The organism is Rhodoferax sp. LS1R11 (genome assembly GCF_056521395.1).
The window spans coordinates 165,335-182,007 of sequence record NZ_JBWMAW010000002.1; the positions used below are offsets into that span (position 1 = coordinate 165,335).

A 16,673-nucleotide genomic window follows, 5' to 3' on the forward strand; every position below is an offset into this window, starting at 1 on the left:
TAAATTTCCCCAACGCTTGGCATCAACCAGCGACTGGGAAAATGCTATTTAATTGATAGCTACCTGCGCACACCAGACGTGCGCTACAGGCCAATTTCATTAAAAAACACCTTCCAGACGGCTACAGGACAGCTCCGCCTACCAGCGATGTAAAGTAGGCGCCCATCAACCGCGGCAAACTCTTGCCGGAAAACAAACTCGCATGACCCTCGCCACCTCACGCGCAACGGCAATGCCCACGCAAGAAAACGACTTTGACTGGCGGACGATTACCGCGCTGAACTCGGTGTCCACCCTCGCGCAAATAGGCCAGTTTGGCATTGCGTTTGTGGTGTTGCCGGTGTGGCTGGCTCAGCAGGGTCTTGACGCCACGCAGTTGGGCATGTTTGCGGCGTCCCTCTGGATGGGGCAGTTGCCCGGCCTGGCCGTCGGCCCCTGGCTGTGCAGGCGCTGGGGCCCCAGGCGGGTGATCGTGGCGGGTGTACTCAGCACCCTCATGGCGCTGCTTTGCATTGCCTTGGCGGGTTGGCCCTATGGAATGATCGGCGGCATTCTGGCTGGCGTTGGCATGGGGCTGCGCTGGATTGGGGTGGAGCCCTGGCTTTACAACATCGCACCCGCCCATGCGCGCGGCAGGCTGGTGGGTTTTCATGAAACGCTGATTGCCCTCGCCCCGGTCGTGGCGCCCGCGCTCGCGGGCTTCGTGGGCCTGACAGGACTGACCGTCTTCTGGATTGGGGCGGCATTCACCTTGGCAGCCCTGGTGCCGCTGGGGTTTGCGCGCAGGTCTGCTGTCGTCGTGTCCGCTGCGCCCCTTGACAGCCACCCGGTGGCGCCAGGGATGTTTCACAATGGCCGCGCCTTCAAGCAAGGTGTACTGATTGCCTTGATGGGCGGCATGATGGAGGCGGCCGTGTCGGGCCTCTTTGCGTTGTTTGCGCAGGACCGTGGGTTAGCCGTGGCGCAGACTGCGCAACTGCTCGCCGTGTTTGGTCTGGGCGGGCTGCTCATGCAGTATGGCGCGGGCTGGGTTGCCGACCACCGTGGCGTGGGCACGGCAGCGCTGTGCTGTGCCGTGGGCACGGCGATGGCCGCCGTCGCGCTGGCGCTGCCACTGACCTACACGCTGGTGGTGATCGCGATGTTTTTGCTGGGGGGCTTCATCACGGCGTTTTTGACGCTGGCCCTGGTCGCCAGCACCATGACGTCGGCTGGCAACATGGCCAGAAACGTCAGCCGGATTTCCATGCTGTATTCGGTCAGCGCCATCACGGGTCCGCTGATGGCCGGGGCCGCCATGAAAGCCACCAGTAGCAACGCATTGATGTGGTTCACGGCCGTTGCGGCGCTGATTCTGGTTGTGGCACTAGGCTGGCTGGCCGCCTCAAAAACTACACGCACCGTCTAGCCTGAACGCTGGCAACGCTCAGCGTTGCCAGTCCGCCCGGCGCGCCACGCGCTCAAAAGCCATATCAACCACCACCGCCAGCAAACCTACCAGCACGGCCCCCTGCAACACGTAGGCGGTGTTGAAGCCGCTCAAGCCCACGATGATGGGCGAGCCGAGTGTCTTGGCACCCACGGTGGAGGCAATGGTGGCGGTGCCGATGTTGATGATGACCGAGGTACGGAGACCCGCCACCCACACCGGCAAAGCCAGCGGCACCTCCACCTGTGCAAAACACTGCCAGGGTGACATGCCCATGCCGGTGGCTGACTCTCGCACGGCCTGCGGCACTGTCTTCAAACCCGCCACCGTGGCTTGCACCACGGGCAGCAGCCCATACAGGGCCAAGGCAATGAGCGCGGGCAACTCGCCAAAGCCGACCACGGGCACCGCCACGGCCAGCACCGCCACGGGCGGAAAAGTCTGCCCCATCGACACCAGGGCGTCGACCACCGAGCTGAATTGCCGACCCGACGGCCGTGTGATGAAAACCCCAGCCAGCGTGCCCACCAGCGCCGACACCAGGCTCGACAAGCCCACCAGTTTGCAGTGTTGCCACAGCAGTTCGGCAAACGGCTCCTGCTGGTACACCGGGCGCTCCAGCGCCGGGAACAGGCTGCTGAACAGCGGCCGTGAATGCGGCAAATACAGCACCAGGGCCAGCAGCGCCGCGCTTGCCCACAGCAGGCCGTCTTGCCAGAACCGCCGGCTGCTGCGTTGTGCGACCAACACGGGGGCAGCGTTCATGACCCTGCACCACGCCTGGCAAACATATCGGCCGCATGCAGCACGCCCTGGTGCTGCCCCGAGGCATCCACGAGATTGACCGACCCCAGCCCGTGCAGCGTCATGAAAGAGACGGCCTCCCGCAGCGAGGCTTGTGCCGACAAGTGCCTACCCGCCAGCGCAGGCTCCGCACGTGCCAGCGACGCAGCGCTCTGCAGCGAAAGCAGTTTGATGCCGATGTCGCTGCGGCCCACAAAGTCCACCACCAGGTCGTTGGCGGGCGTTGCCAACAGTTCCAGCGGGGTGCCCACCTGCACGATCCGGCCCTGTTCGAGCAGCACAATCCGGGTCGCCAATAACAGGGCTTCGTCAACGTCATGGGTGACCAGCACAATGGTTTTGCCGGACAGCCGGTGCACCCGTTTGAGTTCGTCCTGCAGCGCAACCCGCGTGACCGGGTCCAGTGCGCCAAAGGGTTCATCCATCAGCAGCACATCCGGATCGGCGGCCAAGGCGCGAGCCACGCCAATGCGCTGCTGCTGCCCACCCGAGAGCTGGTGGGGATAACGCTGGCGATACAACTCGGGGTCGAGTTGAAACAACGCCAGCAACTCGGTCACGCGCTGCTCGATGCGGCGTTTGTCCCAGCCCAGCATCTGCGGCACGGTGGCAATGTTGCGCGCCACCGTCCAGTGCGGAAACAGGCCGACCGACTGGATGGCATAACCCATGCGCAAACGCAACTCGCGCACCTTGAAGCTGTAAATCTCTTCACCATCAAACAGGATGCGGCCCGCGTCATGGGCTTCCATGCGGTTGATCATCTTCAGCAGGGTGGACTTGCCGGAACCTGACGCACCGATCACCACCACCAATTCGCCTCGCTCGATCTTGAGGTTCAAGCCCTCCATCACGCGCAGACCGTCATAAGACTTGCCGATATTCTGAAACTCAATCATGTCGGCATTCCTGTGAGTGGCGGTGTTGACGGCCCTTGAGTCCAATGGATCAACACCTTGAACGCCGTGTCTGCCAGCACCGCCAGCACCACGATGGGCAGCACGCCCAGCAGCACCAAATCATGCGCACTGCTGAACAGCCCCTCGAACATGATGGCGCCCAGGCCGCCCGCGCCAATCAGGGCCGTGACCGCGGCCAGGCCGATGGCCTGGTTGGTGGCGGTGCGAATGCCTGACAACAACACCGGCAGGGCCAGCGGCACGTCGACCTGGTAAAAAATCTGCAGCGGCGACATGCCCATGCCGCGTGCAGCCTCCCGCACAGCCACCGGCACCTGCTCCAGCCCCGCCAGTGTGCCGCGCACCACCGGCAGCAGGCTGTAGAGCACCAGGGCGATGACGCCGGGCGCCATGCCCACCCCGCTGATGCCGGCCCGGGCCAATGCGGGATAGGCCACCGCCAGCAGCGCGAGCGGCGCCATCAGCAAACCAAACAAGGCAATGGAAGGAATGGTCTGGATGATGTTGAGCACGGGGAACAGCATCCGGCGCACCCGCGCCGACTTGCAAACCCACCATCCCAAGGGCACGCCCAGGCACAACGTGGGCACCAGCGCCGTGATCACAATGGCCATATGACGCAGCACCGCCGTGCCAAACACCCCGGACTGGTTGGCAAACTCTTTCATGATGGACAACGCGTCGCACACGCCAGAGAGCAGGGGCAGCATCACCAGGCCCACGGCACCCGCCAGCACGCCCAGGCGAACCACCAGACTGACCTGCAGGCGTTGCAAGGCATCCACCGTCATCAACCAGAGCACCACAAGCAGCACCCAGAACGACGCGCCCAGCGACGTGCGCGCAAAGGGTGACTCAGACAACGTCACCTGGCTGGCATGGCGCCCTGCCACCCCCAGCAAACCCGCCAGCAAAACGATGGCTCCGCCCCCCTGCAACCAGAGCACGGTTCGCGTCGGTCGCAGCACAGGCGCCAGCAGGACGGCCAGCAGCAAAACCAGCAACGCCCATGAAGGTCCGTGCAACACGGCCAGCAGGTCAACCGGTTCGCCCGACATCAGCCGGTTGGGTGCTACGCGCAAAAAAGACAGCCCCACCGTGGCACAGGCGCCCATCAAGGCAAGCACGGCAGAGACCGGGTTCCACCGCAGCGGCGGCATCGCGCGCATCAAGGCCAACCCGTCTTCAGGCCCTGGCTACTTGATCAGGCCTTTGGACTTGAGAAAATCGCCCGCCACTTTTTTGGCGTCCTGGCCTTCGATCTGGATCTTGGCGTTCAACGCTTGCAACGTGGGACCGTCCAGTGCCTGGAACACGGGGGCCAGAAGGGTCCTGATCTTCGGGTTCCTGGCCAGCACCTCGTCGCGAACGATGGGGGTTGGTGCATAGATGGGTTGCACGCCTTTGGGGTCGTCCATGATGACCAGACCCAGGGCCGCCACAGGGCCATCGGTCCCGTAGGCCATGGCGGCATTCACACCTGAGGTTTTTTCGGCCGCAGCACGAATGGTGGCGGCGGTGTCACCCCCGGCAAGGGTCAGCAATTGCTCGGGTTTGAGCTTGAAACCATAGGCGCTCTGGAACGCCGGCAGCGCGTCTGACCGTTCCACAAACTCAGCCGACGCCGCGAGCTTGAACTGGCCACCGCCACCGATCCACTTGCCCAGATCGTCCAGGGTCTTGAGCTTGTTGGCTGCGGCCACGTCTTTGCGAACGGCAATCGCCCAGGTGTTGTTGGCCGGAGAAGGCTCCAGCCACACAATTTTGTTTTTTTCAAAATCCAGCGCCTTCACACGCTCATAGCCGGCCTTGGCGTTTTTCCAGGCCGGGTTGGACTCCTCGGAGAACATGAAAGCACCGTTGCCGGTGTATTCCGGGTAGATGTCAATCTCGCCCGCGGTGATGGCCCCGCGCACCACCTTGGTGTTGCCCAGGGATGACTTGTTTTCAGTCTTGACGCCGCCCGCCTCCAGCGCCAGCACGATCATGTTGCCTAGCAGCTTGCCTTCGGTGTCGATCTTGGAGCCGACACGCACCGGCTGCGAAGCCTGCGCGAGCGCGAAGCCTGCGACCAGCGTTCCGGCAAAAAGAACCACCACTCTGCGTTTGATAGATTTCATGGCATAGGCCTTTCTTGATTGGGGTTGATTGACCAGGTATCCCGCGACGCGGATACGCCTGTTGATTTTGCCCCACACCGATTAACGGGGCACGGCGCGGGGCCGCATTTTTAACCGGCGTTGCGGATCCACTCGCCATCCTGCGAGGCTGCGCCTGTGCGAACCAGCTCGCCAATCAGGTGGTTGATCCACCCCCCGAAATCGAGCCCTGACACGTGCAGGTCAAAAATCATGGGGAAATACGGCGTTGACTGCGCCCAGGTCTGCAATGCCGTCAACGGCATACGTTGGACTTCAAGCAGCTTGAATTTCAGCAGAACCTTGGCGGCATAGGTGGTGTGTTTCGCAGGGTTGGCAACGAAACTTTCCAGCCGGGCACGTGCATCGGCAATGGATTTTTCAATGCAGGTGAAGGCCGGGCCATGGCCTGGAATGACCACCCTCGGCGCCAGCGACTCGATCAGGTCAATCGTTTGCCCCACTTCCACATACGCATCAATGCCTTCAAGCTCCGGAAACACCACGCCAAACCCGCGCTCCCACAAGGCATCGGCCGAGACCAGTACCCGGGACGCCGCCTCGAACAGAATGACCGAATGGGTGTCATGGCCGGGCGCGGCGTGGACTTGCCATGTCAAGTCGCCCAGGCGAAGTTCGGTGCCGGGCACCAGCACCGCGTCAAAGCCAAAAGGCGGGCAACTTTGCCCCGTGGGCACGTAGGTCAGTGCCTCGGGATTCCAGGGGCTGACATGCGCAGACAGACCGGGGGGAATCAGGGTGGTGAGCGCCGGGTAAGCCTGTTGCAATGCGGCGTTGCCGCCGCAGTGGTCGCTGTGCAGGTGGGTGTTGACCAGAACATCGAGCGGGCGACCGTTGAGCGCACCGGCCACGAGTGACAAGGTTTGGGCCGAATGGGTCTCATAACCGCTGTCGATCAGCGCGCAGGCGTCATGCCCCGTCAGCAAAATGTTGTTCGACGAGAGCCACCCCCGCTCGAAAACAGTCACGCCGGGTGGTAACACCACGCCGCTCATCGCCGCACGCCCATGCTCAAGACTTCTCTCCGGTCCGGCCGGACGGTTTAACCCAATCCGACATGTCGAAATTGATCAAGTTGTCATCTTGAACAGGCCAGGAACTGGCCCTCCCCACATGCGGCTCACCGGGAAGCAAGGCGGAAAATTTGATCTCTGTCGCCGACATTTGTGTCAACTTCTCACCGGCCAGGGGTTCATCGGACAAGTCCAAGTCCAGCAAAGGCTCTGGGGGCAACTCATCAAGGTTGAAATCAGGCGTCAGGCTGACGACAGGCAGGGGAGGCAGTTCAGGGGGCGCACTGGCCCATGCTGCCGCCGTGGGTGCCGCCGGGACGCCAGGCTCGCGGGACGTTTGCACAAATTTTCCGTCCCTCGCAACAGCATGCAACAGCAGCAGGTCACGAAATGCCGCGAGATCGAAAGAATGGTCCAGGCGCAATCCGGGGCTGCGGAAAATAAAGGCTTCGATCACCACGATGATTTGCGGCGTTGGCCAGAAGGCGGTGATCTGGCCCAAGGTGTCGGGATAGTCTTCCAGACCCCGGCCTTCGTCCTTGAACTGCACAAACTCAGCCGCTTTTCCGTTGAACAACAGATTGAACTCTTGCCGGTACTGACGGAACTCGATCTTCAGACCCAATGAATGGCAGATCGTGAGCAAGTCCAGGTAGATGTGCGGGTTGGCGTCAGGGCTTTCATTGAGTTGCTTCTCAAGGAGTTTCACGGCGTGGTCGGTCTGTCCGAGCGACAGAAAGAACTCGGCCTGCTGCCGGATGTCCTGCACCGCGGGAGCGTTGAAGTTGTGCCCACGGTTGGCTGGCACGGGGGCCGACAACGCGTCCAGCTCAGGCATCAGGACAGGGATCGGTGCTTTGAGGGGGGCTACTACCTGATCGGCCTTGGACTGCATCAAGTGAGCGAAATTGGAGTCGCTCATGTCGATCAGGTTGAGATCCATGCCCGTGGCTGGGGCCATACTGGCAGGGAAATCCGAGATCGGTGCTTCAGCCACCCCACGGGAAAGCACTGGTTTCAGGGCTGGCTCGGCTTCATGAGCGGCCATGGGTTGCACCGATTCCTCGGCCGAGACGCTACCGCTCCACCAGGCACCCGCGCCCGTTGGGATGTACCGCTGCCGGCTCCACAACCAGGCCAGGGCGGCCACACTGGCCAGCACCAGGGCAAACAGGCCGTACATCCATTCACGCGGCAGCGACTCCGCCTCCGCTTTTTGCAGGCGCGCCTTCAGGTCAATCAAGCTCGCTTCATTCTTGGCTGCTGCAGCCATCAGGGCCTTGACCTCGGCTTCCAGCGTCTGGCTTCTGCGCAGGTCTGACAGGGCATGGTCGGTTGCGGCGTTGCCGCCCGTGGGCGCCAGGTTGGCCACCCGGTCGGAGTAAAACTCCAAGGGGTCCAGCGTCAGGCGGGACTGCGCCGCCACCTTGATGGGCGTGACCTCTTCAACCCGGACGGGCGCCTTGACAGGCGCACGCACCTCTTTCGTCACCGCTGGCTTGAAGGTCACCACCGGGCGCGGTGCACGAACCTTCGGCGCTACGGTGCTCGCCACTGAAGCAACGCTTGGGCGACTCACCTCCGTTTGGGCCGATGGCACAGGCGTCGTACGGGCCAATACGGGAGCAGCTACCTCGCTGGGCAGATCAGCCAGCAGCACATAGCGACGCGTTGTTTTTTGACCGCAGCCAGTGCGCAGATAGACCGTCACCACAGGCTCATCAACCGGTGTCGACGACAAAATCCGCACATTGACCGCTTGTCCGGGGGTCACAGTTTCAGTCAGCACCCGCACGCGGCTGCCATCCTGGCGTGTGTCGGCATGAAAGACATCGGCCTCGAAACACAACGACGAATCAGCCTCGGCAACCTCCATCTGAACGGGAATCACCAGGTCCAGCGGTTGGCCCACCAGCGCTGCACCGCGAATGCGGCCCAGTGTGAGCGCCTCACTGGCGAAAGTCATGACGAGAAGTGCAACTGCAGCAATACTGGCTCTATGTTTCAAGACACTCTTTCTGAGTTGTAACTTTTTCCTCCCGGCACAGACCTCCCCGGCTGGAGAAAAGACAAAAAACTTCACTCACGAGGACCTGCCTCAACCAAGCCCCCAAAACGCACAGCATACCCGGTCAGGGCAACGACGCCCCGCCAGAAAGTGTTGCGTTCAATTATTCAAATGCACCATCGTCATGGATGGCATCTGCCACCGTATCATGACTGTCATTTTCACCACTTTACGGTTACAAATTATGCCAACCTACCACATTGAAATGCTCGAAGGCCGCACTATTGAACAAAAGAAGAAACTGGTGGCTGAAATCACCCGCGTATCGGTCGAGGTGTTGGGCGGCAACCCCGAGGCCGTCGACATCCTGATCACCGACGTCAAGCGCGAGAACTGGTCAACGGGCGGCGTCCTGTGGACCGAGCCCCGTCCCTGAGATGAACGGAGGCGTCTTCACAAGGCTTTACCTGCAAAACAACGTTACAGCCATGTGAATGCATATCCCCGCGCAGTAAACTAGTGACCTATGTGTCAATTGCTTGGAATGAACAGCCGTCTGCCCGCCAGCCTGACGCTGAGTTTCACCGGTTTCTCGCAGCGTGGTGGCTGTACCGACCACCATGCCGACGGCTGGGGCATTGCGTTCTTTGAAAGCGAAGACGCCACGCCTGACAAGCCGGGCAAAGGCGTGCGCTACTTCGTTGACAAGGAAGGCGCCTCCACTTCTCCCATCGCGCGCATGCTGCGCAACTATCCCATCAAAAGCCATAACGTGATAGCGCATGTGCGCAAGGCCACGGTGGGTGCTGTCACGCTTGAAAACAGCCACCCGTTTGTGCGGGAGCTGTGGGGGCGCTACTGGGTGTTTGCGCACAACGGCGACCTGAAAGACTACGCACCCTATCTGCACGGCAGCTTCAGGCCGGTCGGCAACACCGACAGCGAACTCGCTTTTTGCTGGCTGCTGCAAGAATTGGCCAAGTCCCACGCGGGCGTGCCCACGGTAGCGGAACTCACCCGCACGCTGGCGGAGCTCGTGCCGCAAATCGCCAAACACGGTACGTTCAATTTTTTGCTGAGCAACGGCCAGGCGCTGTGGGCACACGCCAGCACCAAGCTGCATTACGTGCTGCGCCAGCATCCGTTCACCGAAGTGCACCTGAAGGATGACGATGTAAGCGTTGACCTGGCCGACCTCAATGGCCCGGAAGATCGTCTGGCCATCGTCGTCACCGAGCCGCTGACCACCAACGAAGACTGGGTGGTGATGGCGCCCGGCGAACTCCAGGTGTTTGTGGATGGAACGATGGCGGGCTGTTCGGCTTCAACCCGCCGCTGCGACCCGGTCAGCCCCTGAGGGCCTGCTCAACCGCGTCGATGTACATCGCGGCCACATCAAAGCCGGTCTGATCAAAGATTTCCTGGAAACAGGTCGGGCTGGTGACGTTGATCTCGGTCAGGCTGTCGCCAATGACGTCGAGCCCCACCAGCAGCAAGCCCCGGCTCACCAGAATCGGCCCCAAGGACTCGGCAATCACGCGGTCGCGTTCGCTCAAGGGTTTCGCCACGCCAATGCCGCCGGCGGCCAGGTTGCCACGCACCTCACCACCCTGCGGAATGCGCGCCAGGCTGTGCGGCACAGGCTTGCCGCCAATCACCAGCACGCGCTTGTCGCCCTCGGCAATGGCGGGCAGGAACTTCTGCACCATCACGGTCTGGGCGCCCTCCTTGTTGAGCGTCTCGATGATGCCGCCCAGGTTCAGTCCGTCCTCTTTCACGCGGAAGATGCCCATGCCGCCCATGCCGTCCAGCGGCTTGAGGATGATGTCCTGGTGCGCTGCATGAAAACGCTTGATGTCTGCCGCGTCACGCGTGACCAGCGTGGGACCGATGAACTGGGGGAACTCCAGAATCGCAAGTTTTTCAGGGTGATCGCGCAGCGCCCGGGGCTTGTTGAACACACGCGCGCCTTCGCGCTCGGCCTGCTCCAGCAAATGCGTGGCGTAGAAGAATTCGCTGTCAAACGGCGGGTCCTTGCGCATCAGGACCACGTCAAAGTCCTTCAGCGCTTGCCTGCCGTCATCTGCTGACGGCGGGGCGGTCTCAAACCAGGGTTCGAACTGGCCGGTAAGGGTGATGTCGCGCACAACCGCCGTGACGGGCGCACCGCGCTGCCACATGATGTCTTTGGGCTCGCAGGCCGACAGGGTGTGCCCGCGCCGCTGTGCCTCACGCATCATGGCGAAAGTGGTGTCTTTGTAGATCTTGAACGATTCGAGCGGATCAGCGACAAATAGAATTTTCATGGGAGACAAATAACTCAGGCAGAAGGAGGATGGGGGAAACGCGACTTGCCGTACTGTTGCACAAAAAGCGCCAGTGCGCCCGCGAGCACCCCCCAAAAGGCCGACCCTACCCCGCCAATGACCACCCCACTGAGCGTGACCAGAAACGTGATGAGCGCCGCCTCGCGGTGCAACTCGTCCCGCACGGCGGTGGCCAGCGCGCTGCCGATGGTGCCCAGCAAGGCGAACCCGGCAATGGCGGCAATCAGTTCTTTGGGAAAGGCGGTGAGCGCCCCGGTGATGGCCGCGCCAAAAATGCCAATCACCACATAGATGACGCCGCAGGACACGGCGGCGGTGTAGCGCCGGTCCGGGTCGGTGTGGGCCTCGCGCCCCATGCAGATGGCAGCGGTGATCGCACTCAGGTTGAGCGCAAACGCCCCGAAGGGGGCCAGCACCAGGGTGGCCACGCCGGTCAGGGTGATGATGTTTGAGATGGGAATGCCTTTGCCCGACGGGTTGCCATACCCGGCGGCTTGAATGGCGGCCACACCGGGCAGATTCTGGGAAGCCATGGTCACCACAAACAGGGGCAAGGCCAGGCTGATGGCCGCGCCCAGCGTGAATACCGGCGCGGTGAACACCGGCTTTGCGATATCAAAATGGACTGCAGCCCCCGTAAAACCTACGGAGGCAGCTACATAAACAATAGCAAACAGCAACGTCATGGGAATGGCATAGCGCGGCACCAGGCGCTTGCCCAGCAGGTAAGTGCCCAGCATGACCAGCACCAGCGGCAGATTGGTTTGCGCCGCCACAAAGGCCTGCAGACCAAAGCGCGCCAGGACACCCGCCAGCAAGCCCGAGGCAATGGCCAACGGCAGGTGGTGCATGACGCGTTCGAACCAGCCCGTCACGCCACACAGAGTGATGAGCGCGGCACACACCATGAAGGCACCCACCGCTTCCGCCATCGAAAAGCCGCCCGCCAGACCGGCCGTGGCCAGCACCGCAGCGCCGGGAGTGCTCCAGGCCACCATGACCGGCTTGCGCAACAGCAGAGACGGCACCAGCGTGCACAAGCCCATGCCCAGCCCCAGCGCCCACATCCAGGAGGTGATGAGCTCAGGCGTGGCCTTGAAGGCCAGCGCGGCCTGAAACACGATGGCCACCGAACTGGTGAAACCCACCAAAACAGCCACAAAGCCCGCAGTGAAGGCAGACGGACTCAGGTCTTTGAAAAAGCGCATGGAGGTAGGAAATGGCCCGCGCGGGCGTCTTAAATCTCGATTTTGGAACCCAGCTCAACCACCGAGTTATTGGGCAGGTTCAGGAACTCGGCGGCACCACTGGCGTTGTGATGCATCTGGGCAAACAGCTTCTCGCGCCACGGTGCCATGCCGCCGCCCAGCGTGGGCACCACGATGTCACGCGAGAGGAAGTAGCTGGTGGTCATGGGCTCCAGCTCGCAGCCCCGGCCCTTGATCTGCTGCAGCGCCTTGGGCAGGTCCGGGTCATTCTTGAAACCATAGTTGACGATCACCTGCCAGCAGTCATGCCCCAGGGATTCAATCTCCAGGCGCTTGGCCATGCCGATCCAGGGCACCTCGTGGTTGCGCACGGTCACAAACAGGTTGTTCTCGTGCAGCACCTTGTTGTGCTTGAGGTTGTGCAGCAGCGCATTGGGCACCGTGCGCGGCTCGGCAGTGAGGAACACAGCCGTGCCTTCCACGCGCGCGGGAGGACTGACAAACACGGCATCCAGGAAACTGTTGAGATCGATCGCATCCGTGCGGAGCTTCTCGTTCATCAGACGCCGACCATCCTTCCAGGTGAGCATGAATGTAAAAATGGCACCGCCAATCAGGAGCGGGAACCAGCCGCCATCAAACAGCTTGAGCAAGTTGGAGGCCCAGAACGCAAAGTCCACAATGAAGAAAAATCCGGTGGCCAAAAGGCACAGGGCCAGCGGGTATTTCCAGCTGTAGCGGATCACGTAGAACGTGAGGATGGTGGTGATCAGCATGTCGGTACAGACCGCAATACCGTAGGCCGCGGCCAGGTTGCTGGAGGACTTGAACATCACCACCGCCACCACGATGGCGGCAAACAAGCCCCAGTTGACAAACGGCAGGTAGATTTGACCGGTGTCCCGGACGCTGGTGTGCAGCACCTGCAGGCGCGGCAAATAACCCAGCTGGATCACCTGCTTGGTGACCGAAAACGCGCCCGAAATCAGCGCCTGTGAGGCGATCACCGTGGCCATGGTGGCCAGCACCACCAGGGGCACCAGCGCCCAGTCCGGCGCCATCAGAAAAAACGGATTTTTCACCGCGGCGGGGTTGTTCAACAGCAAGGCCCCTTGCCCAAAGTAGTTGAGCGTGAGCGAGGGCATGACCACGGTAAACCAGGCCACACGAATCGGTTTTTTGCCAAAGTGGCCCATGTCGGCATACAGCGCCTCACCCCCCGTGACGCACAGCACCACGGCGCCCAGAATGATGAAGGTCGTTCCCGGGTTGTGCCACATGAAGCCCAGGGCGTAGTGCGGACTGATGGCCCACAGAATCTCGGGGTGCGTCATGATTTGCGACACGCCGAGCACCGAAATGCAGGCAAACCACACCAGCGTGATGGGACCGAAGAACTTGCCGATGCCCGTGGTGCCATGTTTTTGCACCGCAAACAGGCCAAACAGAATGACCAGCGTGATCGGAATCACAAAGCGCTTGAACCCGGGGGAGATCACCTCCAGACCTTCTACGGCGGACAACACCGAGATCGCCGGGGTGATCACGCCATCACCGTAAAACAGGCAGGTGCCAAAAATACCCACCAGCAGCAGCACCCGGCGCAGTTGGGGCCGGTCTTTGACCGACTGCGAGGCCAGCGCCAGCATGGCCACCAGGCCTCCCTCCCCGTTGTTGTCTGCACGCAGCACGAGCACCACGTACTTGATGGACACGATCACCGTCAGGGTCCAGAAAAAGATGGACAGAATGCCGTAGACGTTGTCGGGGGTGAAGGGAACGTGGCCGGAGCCGAAGACTTCTTTGACCGCGTACAGGACGCTGGTGCCGATGTCGCCGTAAACAACACCAATGGCGCCGAGCGTGAGCGCCGTGAGGGACGATTTGGATGCAGACACAAGTTGGCCCCGTCTTGATGCCTAGCGGGGTTCCATTTGATTTGGGAACGCTATTCTGCTCCTGCCCGCCCGACTTGCATCAGGACGCCAAGCTCTAATTTCACAACCCGCTCACAGATGTTGCACTGCAACAACTAAACATTCAGGCACGGGTAAGGAATTGATGCTTCTTATTCGTACACCTCGGCATCGGGGTCCGTGGCTTCGAGTTCGTAGCTGGCCGCCAGCATCGCCAGACGCCCCACCACACCGTACATATAGAAGCGGTTGGGTGCACTGGCCCCCGGTTTGACGCCAGGCTGTGGCAAACGCGCACTTTGCTCGAAGGCCAGCGGAACGTAGCCAGAACCGGGCGCATTGAGGTTTTCGTCGATGCCCCGGCCCGCGTGAATACGGTAAAAACCGCCCACCACATACCGGTCCATCATGTAGACCACCGGTTCGGCCACGGCGTCATTCATGCGCTCCTTGGTCAGCACGCCTTCCTGCACCAGGATGTCGTGCGGCTGCTGGCTCTGCGCGGCCCCCCCCGCGTTGCTGCGGGCTCTCTGGTGCAGGGCTTCAAGTTCCTTGGCATCACGAATGGTGACGATGCCCATGCCGTGCGTGCCGTTGTCGGCCTTGACCACTACAAACGGTTTTTCCTTGATGCCATATTCCTTGTACTTGCGGCGCACTTTGCCCAGCAAGGCATCCACATGGGTGCTCAGGCAGTCCATGCCCACGCCTTCGGCCAGGTTGACCTCGCCGCATTTCTCGAACATCGGGTTGATCAGCCAGGGGTCCACGCCGAGCAGCTTGCCCATTCGCTTGGCGACTTCTTCATAACACTTGAAGTGCTTGCTCTTGCGGCGCGTGGCCCAACCGGCGTGCAGGGGCGGCAGCAGGTACTGCTCGTGGAGGTCTTCCAGAATGCCCGGCACGCCCGCGTGCAGGTCGTTGTTGAGCAGGATGGTGCAAGGGTCAAAGTCTTTGACACCGAGTCGCCGCTTGCCGCGAATGACGGGCTCCAGCGTGACGCTCTCGCCGTTGGGCAACTCGATGGTCGTGGTTTTCTTGATCGCGGGATCAATCGACCCGACGCGCACATTCAGGCCGGCCATGTGAAAGATGCGCCGCAACTGTGCCACGCTCGACAGATAAAAGGTGCTGTTCGCGTGGTTCTCGGGGATCAACAGCAGGTTGCGCGCCTCCGGGCAGATTTTTTCAATCGCGGCCATGGCGGCCTGCACCGCCAGCGGGAGCATCTCGGGGGTGAGGTTGTTCCAGCCGCCGGGAAACAGGTTGGTGTCCACCGGGGCCAGTTTGAAACCGGCGTTGCGCACATCCACCGAACTGTAAAAAGGCGGTGTGTGCTCCATCCATTCCAGCCGGAACCAGCGCTCAATGGCGGGCATGGAGTCCAGAACACGTTGTTCAAGTTCGTTGATGGGGCCGGTAAGCGCAGTGACGAGATGTGGAACCATGCGGCCCTCTTGTTTGGATTGAGTCGGGAAACCTGAATTATTCTAGGAGTTGGGGGCAGGCCCCCCACTTGCAAGGCACCGCCGCCTCACTACGACCCTCCACAGCGCATTAAGTTCGCACTTCACCCTGGCCCAGCACCACATATTTCAAGGACGTCAGGCCTTCAATGCCCACCGGGCCGCGGGCATGGAATTTGTCGGTGCTGATGCCGATTTCAGCGCCCAGCCCGTACTCAAAACCATCAGCAAAACGGGTGCTGGTGTTGACCATCACGCTGGCCGAGTCCACCTCGCGCAGGAAGGCCTGGGCGTGCATGTGGTCGCGCGTGATGATGGCGTCGGTGTGGTGTGATGAATACTGGTTGATGTGGGCAATGGCCTGCTCGACCCCCGCCACCACCTTGATGCTGATGATGGGGGCCAGGTATTCCTCGTACCAGTCGCTCTCTTGCGCCGACACCACGTTTGCTATTGAATTAATAGCTGTCTGCGCACGTTCCACCTGGGCTAGAGGCTCATTTTCTTTAAAAATGGCCAATGCCTCCGGGTCGCAGCGCATCTCCACCCCTTTTGCTGCATAAATTTGTCCAATCAACGGCAGAAACTCGCGCGCGACGCCCCGTGCCACCAGCAGGCTCTCGGTGGCATTGCACGGACTGTATTTGCTGGTCTTGGCGTTGTCGGCGACCTTGACCGCCATGGCGATGTCGCAGGGGTCGTCCACATACACATGGCAGTTGCCGTCCAGGTGCTTGATGACCGGCACCTTGGCGTCGCGGCTGATGCGCTCGATCAGGCCTTTGCCGCCCCGCGGGATGATCACATCCACGTACTGGGGCATGGCAATCAACTGGCCCACCACCTCGCGGTCGGTGGTTTGCACCAGCTGCACCGCATCAAACGGCAGGCCGCTCTCGGTCAGCGCCTGTTGCACCAGCAAGGCCAGCGCCTTGTTGGACTCAATCGCCTCCGAGCCACCGCGCAAGATGCAGGCGTTGCCGCTCTTGATCGACAGGCTGGCGGCCTCGATGGTCACATTCGGGCGGCTTTCGAAAATCATGCCAAACACGCCAATCGGCACCCGCATCTGCCCCACACGGATACCGCTGGGCTGCTCCTTCAGGCCGATGATCTCGCCGATCACGTCCGCCATGGCGGCGAGTTGTTCGCAACCCTGGGCGCAGGTTTCAATCACCTTCGGCGTGAGCTTGAGGCGGTCCACCATCGGAGCGGCCAAACCGGCGGCCACGGCGCGGTCCAGGTCTTTGGCGTTGTCGATTTGCAGCGCCGCCACGTTGGCCCGCAGCAACTCGGCGAGTTTGCGAAGCGCTCTGTTTTTAGTAGCTGCCTGCGCTTTAGCCATGAGGGCTGCAGCCGTTTTTGCCTTAAAACCAAGGGCCTGGGTGTAGTCGGTGATGTTGAGCGCGTTCATGCGCTCATT

At 61.5% G+C, this 16,673-nt stretch carries 14 protein-coding genes; 3 read left to right on the top strand and 11 right to left on the bottom strand.

Annotated features, from left to right (window positions below; genetic code table 11):
• Positions 1-202: 202 nt before the first annotated feature.
• Positions 203-1,408, top strand: a complete 1,206-nt coding sequence (locus AC097N_RS03450; protein WP_479579346.1) for an MFS transporter — start codon at positions 203-205, stop codon at positions 1,406-1,408.
• Positions 1,409-1,426: 18 nt separating this feature from the next.
• Here AC097N_RS03450 and AC097N_RS03455 read toward each other — a convergent pair whose 3' ends face one another.
• From AC097N_RS03455 to AC097N_RS03480, 6 genes are all read right to left on the bottom strand, one after another.
• Positions 1,427-2,194 (bottom strand): ABC transporter permease, encoded by a 768-nt coding sequence (locus AC097N_RS03455; RefSeq protein WP_479579347.1) that lies wholly within the window; start codon positions 2,192-2,194, stop codon positions 1,427-1,429.
• A complete protein-coding gene (locus AC097N_RS03460; RefSeq protein ID WP_479579348.1) occupies positions 2,191-3,132 on the bottom strand; it encodes an ABC transporter ATP-binding protein in 942 nt (313 codons plus the stop codon). Before AC097N_RS03460 ends, AC097N_RS03455 begins: the two co-directional genes overlap by 4 nt.
• The gene (locus AC097N_RS03465; RefSeq protein ID WP_479579575.1) at positions 3,129-4,322 is read right to left on the bottom strand and encodes an ABC transporter permease; all 1,194 of its coding nucleotides are present in this window, start codon (positions 4,320-4,322) and stop codon (positions 3,129-3,131) included. Before AC097N_RS03465 ends, AC097N_RS03460 begins: the two co-directional genes overlap by 4 nt.
• 27 nt (positions 4,323-4,349) lie before the next feature.
• Positions 4,350-5,273, bottom strand: coding sequence for a glycine betaine ABC transporter substrate-binding protein OsmF (gene osmF, locus AC097N_RS03470; protein ID WP_479579349.1), 924 nt, complete (start codon positions 5,271-5,273; stop codon positions 4,350-4,352).
• Positions 5,274-5,383: 110 nt separating this feature from the next.
• Positions 5,384-6,307 (bottom strand): MBL fold metallo-hydrolase, encoded by a 924-nt coding sequence (locus AC097N_RS03475; protein ID WP_479579350.1) that lies wholly within the window; start codon positions 6,305-6,307, stop codon positions 5,384-5,386.
• A 16-nt stretch (positions 6,308-6,323) separates the two neighbouring features.
• Complete coding sequence (locus AC097N_RS03480; RefSeq protein ID WP_479579351.1) at positions 6,324-8,291, bottom strand: type IV pilus assembly protein FimV; 1,968 nt, start codon at positions 8,289-8,291, stop codon at positions 6,324-6,326.
• 286 nt (positions 8,292-8,577) lie between these two features.
• Here AC097N_RS03480 and AC097N_RS03485 point away from each other — a divergent pair, with 286 nt between their 5' ends.
• Positions 8,578-8,769 carry a 4-oxalocrotonate tautomerase gene (locus AC097N_RS03485; protein WP_479579352.1) on the top strand — a complete coding sequence of 64 codons (192 nt, stop codon included), beginning with the start codon at positions 8,578-8,580 and terminating at the stop codon, positions 8,767-8,769.
• Positions 8,770-8,859: 90 nt separating this feature from the next.
• Positions 8,860-9,690, top strand: coding sequence for a class II glutamine amidotransferase (locus AC097N_RS03490; RefSeq protein ID WP_479579353.1), 831 nt, complete (start codon positions 8,860-8,862; stop codon positions 9,688-9,690).
• Here AC097N_RS03490 and gshB read toward each other — a convergent pair.
• The 5 genes from gshB to AC097N_RS03515 all read right to left on the bottom strand — a co-directional run bounded on the left by gshB (position 9,680) and on the right by AC097N_RS03515 (position 16,664).
• Positions 9,680-10,639: a glutathione synthase gene (gene gshB, locus AC097N_RS03495; protein ID WP_479579354.1), complete on the bottom strand. Its 960-nt coding sequence runs from the start codon at positions 10,637-10,639 to the stop codon at positions 9,680-9,682. The two genes, AC097N_RS03490 and gshB, sit on opposite strands and share 11 nt — an antisense overlap.
• 14 nt (positions 10,640-10,653) lie before the next feature.
• Positions 10,654-11,868: a benzoate/H(+) symporter BenE family transporter gene (locus AC097N_RS03500; protein ID WP_479579355.1), complete on the bottom strand. Its 1,215-nt coding sequence runs from the start codon at positions 11,866-11,868 to the stop codon at positions 10,654-10,656.
• Positions 11,869-11,897: 29 nt separating this feature from the next.
• Positions 11,898-13,766, bottom strand: a complete 1,869-nt coding sequence (locus AC097N_RS03505; protein ID WP_479579356.1) for a potassium transporter Kup — start codon at positions 13,764-13,766, stop codon at positions 11,898-11,900.
• 170 nt (positions 13,767-13,936) lie between these two features.
• On the bottom strand, positions 13,937-15,232 hold the full coding sequence (gshA, locus tag AC097N_RS03510; protein WP_479579357.1) for a glutamate--cysteine ligase: 1,296 nt from the start codon (positions 15,230-15,232) through the stop codon (positions 13,937-13,939).
• 109 nt (positions 15,233-15,341) lie between these two features.
• Complete coding sequence (locus AC097N_RS03515; RefSeq protein ID WP_479579358.1) at positions 15,342-16,664, bottom strand: glutamate-5-semialdehyde dehydrogenase; 1,323 nt, start codon at positions 16,662-16,664, stop codon at positions 15,342-15,344.
• Between the last annotated feature and the right edge of the window lie 9 nt (positions 16,665-16,673).